A 13,395-nucleotide genomic window follows, 5' to 3' on the forward strand; every position below is an offset into this window, starting at 1 on the left:
TTTAAGCAGGAGACCCCATGTCACAAGCCTTTCTGAAAACAATGGACGAAAACCCCAAAACCCTGACTTTGCAGGAATTCGTTACCCTGGGCAAAGACTCGCAATGCCAGATCCAAATCCTGGGTGAACAAGTCGCCGAACGCCACGCTCGCATCGAAAAGAAAGATCAATCATATTTGATCCGCGATCTGCGCACCCCGCAAGGCACCTATGTGAATGATGCCCGCGTGATGGAAGCGTTCCTGCAAGAAGGTGACGTCATCAGGTTGGGGGAACAGGAATTCCTGTTCTTAACCCAGGAAGAGACCACCACCCCCTTCCCAATCAAAAGTCGCAACGATGTCTGGAATGAAGAACTGCAGGCCCTTTCCAATGTCGCCAAAACCGAGTTCCCGGTCCTGATTCTGGGCCCTTCCGGAACAGGCAAGGATGTCATTGCCCAGGCTCTGCATGAAAACAGCCTTCGCGACAAGGGCCCCTTCGTCAGCGTGAACTGCAGTGCCTTGAGCGAAACCCTGATTGAAAGTGAGCTTTTCGGTCACGTGAAAGGCAGCTTCACCGGCGCTATCAACGACCGCAAAGGGGCTTTTGAAGCCGCCCGCGGCGGCACATTGTTCCTGGATGAAATCGGGGATCTTTCCTACAGTCTCCAGGCAAAACTGCTGCGCGCCCTGGAAAACAACGAAATCCGCCCAGTGGGTGCGGATCGCAATGTGCGCACCGATGTTCGCATCATCGCCGCCACCCACCAGAATCTGTCTGAAAAAATCCGCGAAGGTCTGTTCCGGTCGGATCTTTATTTCCGCCTGAATGTAGTGTCGGTGGCGCCACCTGCTTTGGCTTTGCGCATGGAGGACTTTGAAGAGCTGCTTTACACCTTTGCCCGCAAAATGCGTGTGCGCTTTTCATTCGGTGCCATTGCCCGCCTGAAAAAGCATCCATGGCCGGGGAATATTCGAGAATTGAAAAATCTGGTCAGTCGCGCAGCGGCTCTTTACCCGCGCATTCATATCACAGAGAACCATGTCGAAAAACTGCTGGATAAAACGCTTCTGGAAAAATCCGAAGAACGCGTCAGCAACGACATGCCGGTGATTAAAGAGATTGAAAAACAGATGATCATCAAACGCCTGCAGGCGAATAAAGGAAACCAGCGAAGAACGGCTCAGGATCTGGGCATGCCCAAAAGCACGCTGCATGACCGTTTGAAATACTATGACATCGATATCACGAGCTTTAAGGTTTAACGATCGCGGTTTTGATAAAGATCCGGCGCACGTAACCCTTGGTCAGGATCTTGTTCACTTCTTTGCGCAGACGTTCGCAAAGCTCTTGTTTGCCCTCCCCTGAGGCTGCCTGATCGAAAGTCATCTCCTCGATCGTTCTCAGGAACAGGTCTTCCACTTCCGCTTCGCGGTCTTTGATTTCGACAACGACATCAGAGGCCGCGCCTTCCACATAGAACTCAAAAGCCCCCATGGGATTGGTGCCGGACTCTGCGGAACGGCGCAGGTTCACCACCATTCTTTGCATCAGAAACACATTTTGCGCGGCACGGGTGGAGTCATAGAACGACTCCACTTCGGTTTTGGGATCGTACTGGTATTTCTGGGATGACCAGTCCGCCATAGAATGAATGAACAGATCCTCGTGCTGAGGAATCAGGCCTTTCGTGGCCAGACGATAAAGCACCACACCAGCACCCGCCGTCACCACCAGCAAGCCCGCCAAGGCGAGCTTTTTCACCAGCGAGAATGACTTGAACGTCGCCATGAATTCGCCAAGGCCGGATTTAAAGCCCTGAGCAGTTCTTTTCGCCCACGCCAGCAGAAGCGGTCCGGCATTCACAATGCGATGACGAAGCTGCTCTTTGAATTTTCTCCAACTTAAGCGCATCACGGTGCGCTTCATTTTTACTTTATAGGAAATGCGCGGAAGGAAGGGCAGAATTTTCAAAAGCTTCTTGCGGAATCCGGTCGCGGACTGCCACAGCTTTTCTTCTTCTGCGAGGGTGTATTCAAGCTCGATGCCTTCTTCGTAAATCAAGGCATCACCGGCCATATCGGGGCCGATTTCATTCAGCGACTGAGCAAACTCGGGGTCTGCTTCCGCCAGTGCAGAGTCCAAGGACTCAAGGGACATCAAATCTTCAGCTTCCCCTTCCGGAGCGCCGTCCTTGATCTCTTCCTCTACCTTGGTCGTGTTTTCCTGTTCAGCCAATGCGATTCCCCCAAGACGATTGTAAGGAAGGAATCAAATACGTCGCAAGAACAATTTATAAACAGAAGTCCATCGGCTAGCATTAAGACTGCAGGAGATATCTTTGATGAAAGTCCTTGTATCCGTCATTGTGGCCCTGGGGGCCTTGAGTGGTTGTTCCCATCTTCACCGTTCCGCGGACAGCGGCTATGCCCCGGCACCGGAAGATGTCCGCTATAGCGACAACTCCAATCGTGGAGTCTATGACCGCCAAACTCGCCAGACAGCTTATGAGTTGGGTTTGGACCCAGGCTCACTGAGTAGCCGCGACCTGCAGGCCGTTCGCGATCGTCAGCAACTGCGCCAGTTGGAACGCAGCCTGTCCTCGCGCAAAGAGCGCGAACAGTACTCCAAGATCCTGCCTTGGCTTAAAAATGATGCAGAAAAAATCGAAGTCCTGTCCATTCCGTCCATCGAAGGCCGTCAGGCTTGGGTGAACCGCAACAGCGTGTGGAACCGATCTCAGGCTCCGCAGGAGGAAATGAAGGGTTTGATCGAATCCCAGGATATCGCCGTGGGAATGCCACAGGATTATGTCAAAAGATCCTGGGGGGACCCGATGAGTGTCGAAGTCTCGGGCAATCCTCTGTACAAAAACGAACGCTGGAAATATCAGAAATTTGTGTCCGCCCCGGAGGGCTACCGCAAAGAAACACGTTATGTGTACTTTGAAGGCGGACGTGTGGTTGGCTGGGAAACTGAATAAGACGAAGCCCTAGTGAGCTTCGTCCCAGTTGTTCCCGATCGCATAATTGACCTTCAACGGCACTTTCAGCTTCATCACGTTTTCCATGATTGAAACCAACTGAGGGGAGTGCTTTTGCAGATTCTCCTCGAAATCCTCGAAGATCAATTCATCGTGCACCTGCAACAGCATGCGCACCGGCACTTTTTCAAACACTTCGATCATCGCCTTTTTCACCAGATCGCTGGCAGTCCCCTGAATCGGGGCATTGATTGCGGCGCGCTCGCCGAACTTCTTCAAAGCCATGTTCTTGGACTGAAGTTCGTCGATGTAACGGCGGCGACCAAACAGTGTTTCGACATAACCTTTTTCGTGGGCTGTTTTTACCGTGCCATCAATATATTCGCGCACGTTTTTAAAGCGGTTGAAATAGCGATCGATAATATCCTTGGCTTCCGTGCGTGAAATACCCAGGTTTTCTGCCAGACCGAAAGCTCCCTGCCCGTAAGCAATACCAAAGTTCACGGCCTTGGCAGAACGACGGTGTTCAGCAGTCACATCTTTCAAAGGCACCCCGAACACTTCCGCTGCGGTGGCCGCATGAATATCGAGGTCTTCAGCAAAGGCTTTGCACAAGTTCGGGTCTTCGGAAATATGCGCCAGAATACGCAATTCGATCTGGGAATAGTCCACCGACAAAAGCTTCATGCGCGGAGCCGCGATGAACGCCTTGCGTACCTGCTGGCCGCGCGCGGTACGAATTGGAATATTCTGCAAATTCGGCTGCGTGCTGGAAAGACGGCCCGTGGTGGTCAGGGCCTGATTAAAGCTCGTGTGCACGCGCTCGTCTTTAGGATCAATCATGGTTGGCAAGGCATCGACGTAAGTGGACTTCAGCTTGGACATCTCACGCCATTGCAAAACCAGTTTTGCAATCGGATGCTCCAGACCCAACAACACTTCTTCGTCTGTGGAATAGCCGGTTTTTGTTTTTTTCCCGGCAGGCAGGCCCAGTTTTTCAAACAGGATCACGCCCAGCTGTTTCGGGCTTCCGACGTTAAAGGACTCCCCTGCCGCTTCGTGGATTTGTTTTTCGATTTCTGCGATGTCTTTCGCCAGCTCTTCACTTTGTTTGGCCAAAAGATCCTTGTCGATGCGAACCCCCAGACGCTCCATGGACAAAAGCACACGGGCCAATGGAAGGTCCAGTTCCTGATAAACCTTTTCACCCTGCACGGTCTGCAACTGGGATTTCAGGGTTGTGGCAAAATTCAATTGAGCATTGTACAGCTGCGATGGTGAAGCCAGATCCGGCAACACATCGGCCATAAAGCGAGTGTAGATCTTGGAAAAATCGGAGGTGTCACCGGCCTTCAACACGTAAGCCGCCAACTGGGAATCCCAGGCCGCCACCGGAGTTTTCGCTCCGATCTTGTGCCAGAAGGACTTCAGGTCATAGCCATGCCATTGAACTTGGAAAGTGTCGGTCAACTTCCCCAGATATTCATGATCAGGGACCTGGATGATCTGGGACTCAGTTCCGATGAAGACTCCACGCATGTCGCTAAAGCCCCAAAGACTTTGGTGTTCCGCCAGGAAGTCGGCTAGTTCACGGGTTGTCATGCTTTTTTCAGTGAACTGACGCTCTTCTTTGGCAATCACGATGGTTGGCGCAACATCATCGGCAATACTCAATGGCGCGGATGGGGCTGCCGTCTTGATCAACGGACCGGCCGGAGCCGCAGGTGTCGACGCCACCGGGGTCGTGTCCACTGTTCCAAACAGACTTTTTTCGAAGGATTTAAAATTCAGCTCATGCAGGAAGGCACGCAGTTCGTCCGCCTTGAATGGCTTGAGTTTGTAGGCCTCAAGGTCATCCGGCATCGGTACGTCACAGGAAATAGTCACCAGCTTTTTGGACAATAGCGCGTTGTCTTTGGAGGCAATCAGCTTTTCACGAACGCTTTTGCTTTCAACTTTGTCGATATTTTCATAGATGTCTTCAACGTGTTTGAACTGCTCCAAAAGCTTGATGGCGCCTTTTTCCCCGACACCCTTTACGCCCGGAACGTTGTCCGAAGCATCCCCCACAATCGCCAGATAGTCGATAAACTGATCCGGGCGCACACCCCACTTTTCAAAGACACCTTCAGCGTTGTAGCGAACACCCTTCATCGTGTCGTACAACGTGACACCGTCTTCGATCAACTGGCCGAAGTCTTTATCGCCGCTGACAATGAACACTTCCATGCCATTGCGACGGCTCCATTTAGTCAATGTCCCGATGATGTCATCGGCCTCGAAGGATTCGACTTCAAATGCGGGAACTCCCAGCAGGTCTGCCAGTCTTTTGATATAAGGGATTTGTTGGGCCAGTTCGTCCGGCATCTCGGTACGGTGAGCTTTGTAGCCATCGTACATGGTTTTTCGGAAAGAGGGTTCTTTGCGGTCATAGCAGAAAACCAGATACTCGGGTTTTTCCTCTTTCAGAAGTTTGATCATCATGGAGAGGAAGCCGTAAACGGCGTTAACCGGAACTCCGCTTGGAGACGAAAGGGCACGAATCGCGTAGAAGGCGCGAAAGAACATGGCACTGACGTCAATAAGGTAGATTTTCTTCATGAAGGCCTCCGGATGTAAACCAAAGGTCTACACCGCACAGGCCTGATTGTCGATGATTGATGCCTATTTCAATTCGGCTTTCACGCGAGTGAAATCGATTTGTTCCAGGGCATTTTTATCCAGCTCGTTTTCCGCAGCCGGAGTGTATTTGACTTCATCGCTGCAAGCTTCCGCCTGACGAAGAATGATCTCCAGATCGCCACGGATGGAGGACTCAACGGAACGGCGTCCTTCTTCCCAAGCTTCGATGTCACCAATTGAACAATGCAAACGACGGGCAAGATCGGATCGGCTCCAGCCCAAACGCAGGCGGAGGTCACGGAGAGATTCTTTATTCCAATCAAGCTGCTGATTATTATCTAGCATATAAACCCCTGGGATTACTTCAAAAGTATCCCTTTATAGAGCAGGAATACTATTTGTATTATACCCGGAAAACACTAGATAATGCGATGAGTTATAGACTATTGCTCTGGGAAAACGAAAACCAGGTCATGCTCGCCCGCCAGATCCAATTTATCGCGAGCCTGGCGCTCAATAAAGGAAGGATCCTTAGCCTGCTTAAGTTGGCCGGTCAGAGCCGCAATGTTCTGACGCGTCTGCTGGATTTCAAATGTGATTCTATCAAAATCACGGTGCAAACCCCACAGGCGGAAGGCATTTCCATTCACAACGATTGAAACGGAAAAGATCAGCAAACAAACCAGCGCCACCTTCGTGGGACTATTCAGAAATCGACGTAAACCAACCGCAAACTGTGTGTAAGACATGAGTTCATTCTAGCTATATCCTCAGACGAAGGCTACAGGACCGAAGCCTAGGTCCAGCCATGTCTTTATAGTTAATATCGATAGTTCTCATATTTAATATCGATTCGATTTATGGGCTGATTTCACCGATCTTAATGTAAGCAAGAGAGGTGTTATGAGAACGTGGGCAGACTATCTTAAGACGGCACAAACCGAAGACCCGGTTTTTGAGGCCGTTCGCCACAATGACTACAACCAAGTCATGACATATTTAAAAAATCTGGGAAATCCCGATATGAAAAATCACAAGGGTCACTCGCTGCTGATGCTGGCAGCCTATAATGGTCACCTTTCGTTGGTAAGCCTTCTGATATCCTGTCGCGCCGACGTCAATTCGCGCGACAACAGTGGCAATACAATTCTTATGGGTGTGGCTTTTAAGGGCCATGACAAAATCGCCCGCCAGTTGCTCCGTGCCGGCGCCGACCTGAATGCCCGCAACCCCAAGGGGCAGACTGCTTTGAGCTTTGCCGAAGCCTTTGGCCGCGACGATCTGGTGCGACTGTTTAACGAACTTCAAACTGAACCACCCGCCCCTGGATCGCGCCTCTGGCGCCGTCTGCAGGCTTTATCCCAATTCTTCATCCCCGCACGAGGTTAATTTATGAAAAAGACACTCACAACATCCGCAGGCATTCCCGTTTCTGAAAACCAGCACAGCCTTACTTCCGGCCCGCGCGGCCCGGTGGCTTTGCAGGACTATCACCTGATTGAAAAGCTGGCGCACTTCAACCGCGAACGCATTCCAGAGCGCGTGGTGCACGCCAAGGGCTCTGGTGCCTATGGCACCTTCACCGTCACTCATGACATCACGCGCTTCACCAAAGCGGCGATCTTTTCAAAGATCGGCAAAAAGACCGAAGCCTTCCTGCGCTTTTCAACTGTCGCAGGAGAAAAGGGATCCGCAGATACCGAGCGCGACCCGCGCGGCTTTGCCTTAAAGTTCTATACCGAAGAAGGCAACTGGGACATCGTGGGCAACAACACGCCGGTCTTCTTTGAACGAGATCCCTTGAAGTTCCCGGACTTCATCCACTCGCAGAAACGCGATCCGCAAACAGGATATAAAAACCCGGTGCGTATGTGGGATTACTGGTCCAAAGCCCCTGAAGCTTTGCACCAGATCACGATCTTATTCGGTGATCGCGGAATCCCAGATGGCTATCGCTTTATGAATGGCTACGGCAGCCACACGTTCAGCTTTATCAATGATAAAAACGAACGCGTGTGGGTGAAGTTCCACTTCAAATCCATGCAAGGGATCAAAAATCTTTCTGTCGCCAAAGCAACCGAACTGGCTGGATCTGACCCGGATTATGCCGGTCGCGATCTGTTCGAGGCGATTGAAAGAAAGGAATTCCCACGCTGGGCTTTGAAGGTTCAAATTATGACTGAACGTCAGGCCGAACAATTCCGGTTTGATCCGTTTGATCTTACCAAGGTGTGGCCACACAGCGAATTCCCACTGTTGGATGTCGGGATTCTTGAGCTGAACAGAAATCCGGAAAACTATTTTGCTGAAGTCGAGCAAGCCGCCTTTTCACCAAGCAACGTCCCACCGGGCGTGGGCTTTTCCCCGGATAAGATGCTGCAAGGACGACTGTTCGCCTATCCGGATGCCCAACGCTATCGCCTGGGGGTAAACTATCAGTACATGCCAGTGAATCGCCCGCACTCGGAAGTAAACAGTTATCACCGCGACGGCAGCATGAGATTCGACGGCAACGGAGGAAGACAGGACAACTATGAACCCAATGGTTTTGGCGGTCCGTCACAGAATGAAAGCTTCAAAGAACCTGCCTTGAATTTGTCAGGCACTCTGGATCGTCATGATTCCCACAAAGACAATGACGACTTCACTCAGGCCGGAAATTTGTATCGAATGCTCAGCGAAGAAGAAAAAGACCGATTAACATCCAACATCGCAGGCACGATGAAAACCATTTCAGAGGACCTGCAAGCCAAAAACATAGAACACTTCAAGAGATGCGACCCGGATTATGGCAGCCGCATCGCCGCCAAATTGGGATTAGACTAACGAAAGGGCTCGTTGCACAACTTGCGCAACGGGCCTTTTAGCCATAAACGACATCGGATTGGTCAAGACGAGAACGAATCAGAACAAACTCGGCCACCTCACTGGATTGATTAGAAATAAAATGTGGCAACCCACTTTGAGCCTTAAAGCAAGCACTGTCACCGACCAGCAAGATCAGCTCTTCGGAACCTTCCTTGGCAACGACACTGCCTTTGGTAACGAAAACCACTTCATCCGTGCCGTTATGAAAGTGAGGTGCCGACGAAGACTTCCCAGGCTCCAATATCTCATGAGAAATAAAAAGCCCCTGAGCCCCCAAAGCACCTGAGATCACCGCCGACAAGGAAAACTCCTCACCAGTCTTCGACGACGTCAACTGAAGAAAACTTCTATCGGCTAATCTATTTATTTCCATCTAAGTATCCTCAACAAAAAACTTACGAACACACATCACTCCCTCCCAAAACGCAAAAAAGCCCGCCAAAGGCGAGCTTTTGAGCCAGTCCCCCAAAAGCCACCCCAAAACCAAGGTCGCTCAAAAGGGTTCGAATGCAAGGCGGAGGGTTCTCTCCGAAACGGAGGCGTGCTCCAAGCACGTCGGAGAGAAGGAGAGAGCCCGACAACGAAGTCAGTCGGACTCTTTTCAGCGGCCGCCTATCGGAAGGCTGCTTTGTCCCAGTATAGGCCCATACCACCCAAGTCTTCTTCGATTCTCAGAAGCTGGTTGTACTTCGCGGTTCTTTCACCACGGCACAAGCTGCCTGTTTTGATCTGATGGCAGTTCAGGCCTACAGCCAGATCTGCAATTGTCACATCTTCCGTCTCACCAGAGCGGTGGGACATGATTGTGCGGAATTTGTTACGTTGAGCCAGGTTCACGGCTTCGTAAGTTTCAGTCAAAGTACCGATTTGGTTAACTTTCACCAACAAAGCGTTACCCGCTTTTTTCTCAAGACCCATGCGCAGACGTTTTGGATTGGTCACAAACAAATCATCACCAATCAACTGCATAGTGGAGCCCATTTGAGCTGTGGACTGAACCCAAGAATCCCAATCGTCTTCAGCGAAGCCGTCTTCGATGGAAACAAGAGGATATTTCTCTGCCCAGGATTTGTAGATGCCAAGAAGTTCGGTCGGGCTGATGTGACCACCCTGCCATTCGTATTTGCCTTCTTTGAACATTTCAGTTGCAGCCACGTCCAACGCCAGGAACACGTTCTGACCTGGATCGTAACCAGCATCCACAATCGCATTCATCAGCAAATCAAGAGCTTCCTGATTGGAACCCAATTTCGGAGCGAAGCCACCTTCGTCACCTACTGCTGTGGAAAGACCTTTTTTCGCCAGGATCTTTTTCAGAGTGTGGAAGATCTCAGTACCTGCACGCAGGGACTCAGCGTAAGAGTTGTTCACAGTTGGAACGATCATGAATTCCTGAATGTCCAAACCGTTGTTCGCGTGCGCGCCACCGTTCAGAACGTTCATCAATGGCACTGGCAGGCGAGAAGCCTGAGAGCCACCAACGTAACGGTAAAGCGGCAAACGGCAGTCTTGAGCCGCTGCTTTAGCAACTGCCAAAGACACACCCAGGATCGCATTTGCGCCCAAGTTGGATTTATTTTCAGTGCCGTCGATGTCGCGCAGGATTTTATCGATGTAAACCTGTTCTGTTGCCTGAAGGCCCACGATTTCCGGAGCGATTTTTTCACGAACATTGTCGACAGCTTTGTAAACGCCTTTACCCAGGAAACGGTTTTTGTCGCCATCGCGAAGCTCGCAAGCTTCGTGAGCACCGGTGGAGGCACCAGATGGAACTGCTGCGCGGCCCATATTGCCGTCAGCTGTTGTAACTTCAACCTCTACAGTCGGGTTTCCACGGCTGTCCAGGATTTCACGAGAGATGACACTGATGATTTCAGACATGTTGATTTCCTTCTTTGTCGGCGTTTTTATTCATCGTTTTCTTAACCAGATCCATGCTTTCAAAGACCGTGCGCGGGTACTGGGTTTTTACGAACTCCCAGTCAACGCGTCTCATGGCTTCTTTCACCGCCGGGGTCATTTTCCCCTGGGCTGCAAGCATGGTGATCAGCTGCTGGGCGCGCACCATATAGTCGTGCAGGCGCGCCAGATTCTGACTCAAAACATAGCCCGGAGTTTCGCTGTCGAAATTCAGGTGGGACAAAGAGCCTTCGTGAGGCAGCAGCGAAGACGCTGCATTCTCTGGCACTTCCGCCTGAACGCCGGTGGCGGACTTCAGATTCTGTTTTTCAATTGTACGGATTCTTTCTTCAAGGTCACCGACATATTTTTGCAGATCTTCGCGTTCACGCTGGGTGCGCTGAAGATCATCGATCAGACTTTGGAACAAAGCCGGGCTGACCTGATGGCCGACCGATTCGCTGAAGATCGAACTTTGCTGAGTCGACCAGTTCAGCTGAATGGTGATGCCTTCCCAGTTACAGACCGCCGCCGGCTGACCGACATAAACCGGCAGCGACTCGAACGCCGCCTTCAGATAAGTCGTCACCAGCGGGTATTGTTCTGCCGGCAAAGGCAGATCAAACGAGATGCTGGCCTCATCACGGCGAAGATTTTCAATCGGTGGTTTTGGAGAGATAAAGTAAGAGAGGAACTGCTCTGGTTGATTAAAGATTTCCTGAGGATGCGGCATCATGCGCAGAACGCTGTCCAGCACTCCCCACGCACGCAACTCCGGCCCTTCATGTCCCGCACGCTGCAGAATGTTTTCTTCCCGCTTCAGCGGAAGGCGCAGTACGGTTTCCAGAAAGTTTTCCATTTCAGGCGCAGTCATCCAATAAGACGAGTCTTTGAGCAATTCCATCGGAAGATGGATCTGCTCATACAGCGGGCTGAGGTCTTCGCCTTGCTGCTCCAGAACGGTTAAAACTGCGTTTGAAATCTTACAACTAAAGTGCACGAAGAAGGTCTTAGCCTAGTTTTTCCACTCTTTAAACACAAAAAAACGAACGATATTTCACTCTGCGCAGAGCAGCTGCGTTATGGGGTTGACGCGGTGTAGGTGTAAAAAGTCACCAGGCACCTTTTAGGCGACTTTTGCGAACTTGGATTTTGGGAAGGGCAGGTTGTTGTCGATGATTTCTTCCATGAACGACGGCACGTTGCCTGTGGGCTGGAGTTTTCCTTCCAGGGTTCCGTCAGGACGACGCGTCAGGCGAGACATCTCAAAGATCGGGATTACGTTGTATGAACCATCCGCACTGAATCCGCGCACTTCGCTGATTGCTGCAATACGGCGAGATCCGTCCGAAAAACGTGAGACCTGGATAATAATTTCAATCGCCGAAGACACCTGAGAGCGCAAAGCCTTCTCACTGATCTTCGCATCACCACCTTGAGCCAGGGCTTCCAAACGCACAATCGCATCTTCCGGCGTATTGGCGTGGACCGTTCCCATACATCCTTTATGGCCCGTATTCATGGCGTTCAGCAGTTCCATGGCTTCACTGGAACGAACCTCCCCGACAATAATTCTATCGGGACGCAAACGCAGGGCGGACTTTAAAAGATCCTTGATCGTGACCTCACCCTTGCCCATGGCATCAGCCTGGCGGGTTTCAAACATCACCACGTGCTCGTAATCAACCTGCAGCTCGGATGAGTCCTCAATCACCATCACACGCTGACCTTTCGGAATGCGCGTGCACAAAAGTGAAAGCAATGTCGTTTTACCGGAACCGGTACCACCGCTGACGATGATGTTTTTCCCCAGGAACATGCAAATATCCAGGAAACGCGCACCATCCTCGGTGATCGCACCGAAGCGGATATAGTCGGCAAAAGTGATTTTGTTGTTCGTGAATTTACGAATGGAAAGTGTCGTGCCCTTACGGGACATCGGCGGAATCACCGCTGCAATACGTGAACCATCCGGAAGACGCGCATCCAGACGAGGCGATTCGTCATCGATACGGCGACCCACACTTTGCGCGATGCTGTTCACCGCTGCACGCAGATCATCCTCGGACGGGAAAAACTCGGAAACTCTTTCGAGCTTACCCTTTCTTTCAACGAAAATTTCCTTATGGCCATTGATAAGAATTTCGGACACACCCTTGTCTTCCAGGTATTTCGCAACAGGACCGAGATTCTGCTGAATGGTCTGTTTGAAAACGTTCGACTGGTCAGACATGGGTGCCTTTCCTCAGATAAAAAAATTACTTGGACGCCGGCATACGATCAGGCGCTGCCGCATCGGAATAGATGATAAACTTTCCCTGCACGGCCGTTTCCGGGCACTGGTACGAGAATATTCCGTCCGTTTTTGGCGTCACATGGAAGGTCTTCTGTTCGCCAAACACCGTGTTGTGATGCTCTGAGAAAGCATCCAGCACGAAGCTGACGTTCTTTTCCTTGTTGTTCACGTTCACCACGTGAATGCGATAGTTGCCGCCCTTTTTAAGGCGCACCTGCGCAGGAACGAAACCTTTTTCCGTATTCATGATGACGATGTCCTGAGTCGGCTCCACCGAGTCAAACACCTTGCTGAGAATATTGACGGACTGATCCTCCTGCACGCTTGCCGGCAGGCGGTCTTCATTTTTAACCTTGTTGAATTCTACCTGACGACGGGAGAAGTCCACTTCCCACGCATTCGCGACAGACGAAAGCAACAACAGGCAAAGAACCTTAGTGCAACTCTGTGCGATCCTGGAACTCACAAAACTCACGGGCCACCTCCATAGCGATATAATTCACGGATCTTGGATCCATCATGTGGAGCTTCTGAACCAGAAGGTCTTTGTTGCCACGGCAGCCGTTGATTGTCTGGAAAGCGTCACTCAGGATTTGTGGGTTTGCCATCATCTCCCGCGTCACTTCGGACCAATCAAGTTTCAATACAGGGTCAATAGCCCCTACTGTGTAGAGAGCATCGAACACTAATTGCAAATCGCCTTGCAGAAACATTGAATCCTCCTAATTGCTCAAGGGCATCCAGC

14 protein-coding genes are annotated in these 13,395 nt (G+C 51.0%); 4 read left to right on the plus strand and 10 right to left on the minus strand.

Translation table 11 applies throughout. The features are described 5' to 3' along the window. Nucleotides 1–17 precede the first annotated feature (17 nt). Nucleotides 18–1,247, plus strand: a complete 1,230-nt coding sequence (locus ACNQKP_RS00340) for a sigma 54-interacting transcriptional regulator (RefSeq protein WP_038451538.1) — start codon at nt 18–20, stop codon at nt 1,245–1,247. Here the strand turns inward: ACNQKP_RS00340 and ACNQKP_RS00345 are convergent. Next, the gene (locus tag ACNQKP_RS00345; RefSeq protein ID WP_417862062.1) at nt 1,237–2,220 is read right to left on the minus strand and encodes a flagellar basal body-associated FliL family protein; all 984 of its coding nucleotides are present in this window, start codon (nt 2,218–2,220) and stop codon (nt 1,237–1,239) included. The genes ACNQKP_RS00340 and ACNQKP_RS00345 overlap by 11 nt on opposite strands. A 106-nt stretch (nt 2,221–2,326) precedes the next feature. On the opposite strand from ACNQKP_RS00345, the gene ACNQKP_RS00350 reads away from it, so the two are divergent. Then, nucleotides 2,327–2,965: a hypothetical protein gene (locus ACNQKP_RS00350; RefSeq protein ID WP_417862063.1), complete on the plus strand. Its 639-nt coding sequence runs from the start codon at nt 2,327–2,329 to the stop codon at nt 2,963–2,965. A 9-nt stretch (nt 2,966–2,974) separates the two neighbouring features. Here the strand turns inward: ACNQKP_RS00350 and polA are convergent, their stop codons facing one another. The 3 genes from polA to ACNQKP_RS00365 form a co-directional block, all read right to left on the minus strand. Then, complete coding sequence (gene polA / locus ACNQKP_RS00355) at nt 2,975–5,566, minus strand: DNA polymerase I (RefSeq protein ID WP_417862065.1); 2,592 nt, start codon at nt 5,564–5,566, stop codon at nt 2,975–2,977. Between the two features lie 63 nt (nt 5,567–5,629). After that, nucleotides 5,630–5,932, minus strand: coding sequence for a helix-turn-helix domain-containing protein (locus ACNQKP_RS00360; protein ID WP_088566139.1), 303 nt, complete (start codon nt 5,930–5,932; stop codon nt 5,630–5,632). 98 nt (nt 5,933–6,030) lie between these two features. After that, on the minus strand, nt 6,031–6,336 hold the full coding sequence (locus ACNQKP_RS00365) for a septum formation initiator family protein (RefSeq protein WP_011163351.1): 306 nt from the start codon (nt 6,334–6,336) through the stop codon (nt 6,031–6,033). 154 nt (nt 6,337–6,490) lie between these two features. Between ACNQKP_RS00365 and ACNQKP_RS00370 the strand changes: the two genes are divergently transcribed. Both ACNQKP_RS00370 and ACNQKP_RS00375 read left to right on the plus strand, forming a co-directional pair. Next, complete coding sequence (locus ACNQKP_RS00370; protein WP_417862067.1) at nt 6,491–6,976, plus strand: ankyrin repeat domain-containing protein; 486 nt, start codon at nt 6,491–6,493, stop codon at nt 6,974–6,976. A 3-nt stretch (nt 6,977–6,979) separates the two neighbouring features. Then, nucleotides 6,980–8,413, plus strand: a complete 1,434-nt coding sequence (locus ACNQKP_RS00375) for a catalase (RefSeq protein ID WP_417862069.1) — start codon at nt 6,980–6,982, stop codon at nt 8,411–8,413. Between the two features lie 37 nt (nt 8,414–8,450). On the opposite strand, the gene ACNQKP_RS00380 is transcribed toward ACNQKP_RS00375, so the two are convergent. The 6 genes from ACNQKP_RS00380 to ACNQKP_RS00405 form a co-directional block, all read right to left on the minus strand. Then, nucleotides 8,451–8,828 carry a cupin domain-containing protein gene (locus ACNQKP_RS00380; RefSeq protein WP_417862071.1) on the minus strand — a complete coding sequence of 126 codons (378 nt, stop codon included), beginning with the start codon at nt 8,826–8,828 and terminating at the stop codon, nt 8,451–8,453. Between the two features lie 239 nt (nt 8,829–9,067). Then, a complete protein-coding gene (gene eno / locus ACNQKP_RS00385; protein ID WP_038451531.1) occupies nt 9,068–10,336 on the minus strand; it encodes a phosphopyruvate hydratase in 1,269 nt (422 codons plus the stop codon). Continuing rightward, nucleotides 10,329–11,258: a hypothetical protein gene (locus ACNQKP_RS00390; RefSeq protein WP_226988006.1), complete on the minus strand. Its 930-nt coding sequence runs from the start codon at nt 11,256–11,258 to the stop codon at nt 10,329–10,331. The genes eno and ACNQKP_RS00390 overlap by 8 nt, the downstream gene beginning before the upstream one ends. A 222-nt stretch (nt 11,259–11,480) precedes the next feature. Beyond that, nucleotides 11,481–12,587: a CpaF family protein gene (locus tag ACNQKP_RS00395; RefSeq protein WP_417862074.1), complete on the minus strand. Its 1,107-nt coding sequence runs from the start codon at nt 12,585–12,587 to the stop codon at nt 11,481–11,483. Nucleotides 12,588–12,612: 25 nt separating this feature from the next. Further along, nucleotides 12,613–13,125 carry a cupredoxin domain-containing protein gene (locus ACNQKP_RS00400; protein ID WP_226988005.1) on the minus strand — a complete coding sequence of 171 codons (513 nt, stop codon included), beginning with the start codon at nt 13,123–13,125 and terminating at the stop codon, nt 12,613–12,615. Continuing rightward, on the minus strand, nt 13,085–13,363 hold the full coding sequence (locus ACNQKP_RS00405; RefSeq protein ID WP_041576993.1) for a cytochrome P450: 279 nt from the start codon (nt 13,361–13,363) through the stop codon (nt 13,085–13,087). The genes ACNQKP_RS00400 and ACNQKP_RS00405 overlap by 41 nt, the downstream gene beginning before the upstream one ends. Nucleotides 13,364–13,395: the final 32 nt, after the last annotated feature.

Origin of the sequence: Bdellovibrio bacteriovorus, from assembly GCF_048286975.1 — a bacterium.
Taxonomy (GTDB): Bacteria; Bdellovibrionota; Bdellovibrionia; order Bdellovibrionales; family Bdellovibrionaceae; genus Bdellovibrio; species Bdellovibrio bacteriovorus_H.

Coding starts and splice junctions, on each gene's coding strand:
- ACNQKP_RS00395 (WP_417862074.1), bottom strand. CDS start 12,587: ATGTCTGACCAGTCGAACGTTTTCAAACAGACCATTCAGCAGAATCTC.
- eno (WP_038451531.1), bottom strand. CDS start 10,336: ATGTCTGAAATCATCAGTGTCATCTCTCGTGAAATCCTGGACAGCCGT.
- polA (WP_417862065.1), bottom strand. CDS start 5,566: ATGAAGAAAATCTACCTTATTGACGTCAGTGCCATGTTCTTTCGCGCC.
- ACNQKP_RS00370 (WP_417862067.1), top strand. CDS start 6,491: ATGAGAACGTGGGCAGACTATCTTAAGACGGCACAAACCGAAGACCCG.
- ACNQKP_RS00405 (WP_041576993.1), bottom strand. CDS start 13,363: ATGTTTCTGCAAGGCGATTTGCAATTAGTGTTCGATGCTCTCTACACA.
- ACNQKP_RS00360 (WP_088566139.1), bottom strand. CDS start 5,932: ATGCTAGATAATAATCAGCAGCTTGATTGGAATAAAGAATCTCTCCGT.
- ACNQKP_RS00380 (WP_417862071.1), bottom strand. CDS start 8,828: ATGGAAATAAATAGATTAGCCGATAGAAGTTTTCTTCAGTTGACGTCG.
- ACNQKP_RS00340 (WP_038451538.1), top strand. CDS start 18: ATGTCACAAGCCTTTCTGAAAACAATGGACGAAAACCCCAAAACCCTG.
- ACNQKP_RS00365 (WP_011163351.1), bottom strand. CDS start 6,336: ATGTCTTACACACAGTTTGCGGTTGGTTTACGTCGATTTCTGAATAGT.
- ACNQKP_RS00375 (WP_417862069.1), top strand. CDS start 6,980: ATGAAAAAGACACTCACAACATCCGCAGGCATTCCCGTTTCTGAAAAC.
- ACNQKP_RS00350 (WP_417862063.1), top strand. CDS start 2,327: ATGAAAGTCCTTGTATCCGTCATTGTGGCCCTGGGGGCCTTGAGTGGT.
- ACNQKP_RS00390 (WP_226988006.1), bottom strand. CDS start 11,258: ATGGAATTGCTCAAAGACTCGTCTTATTGGATGACTGCGCCTGAAATG.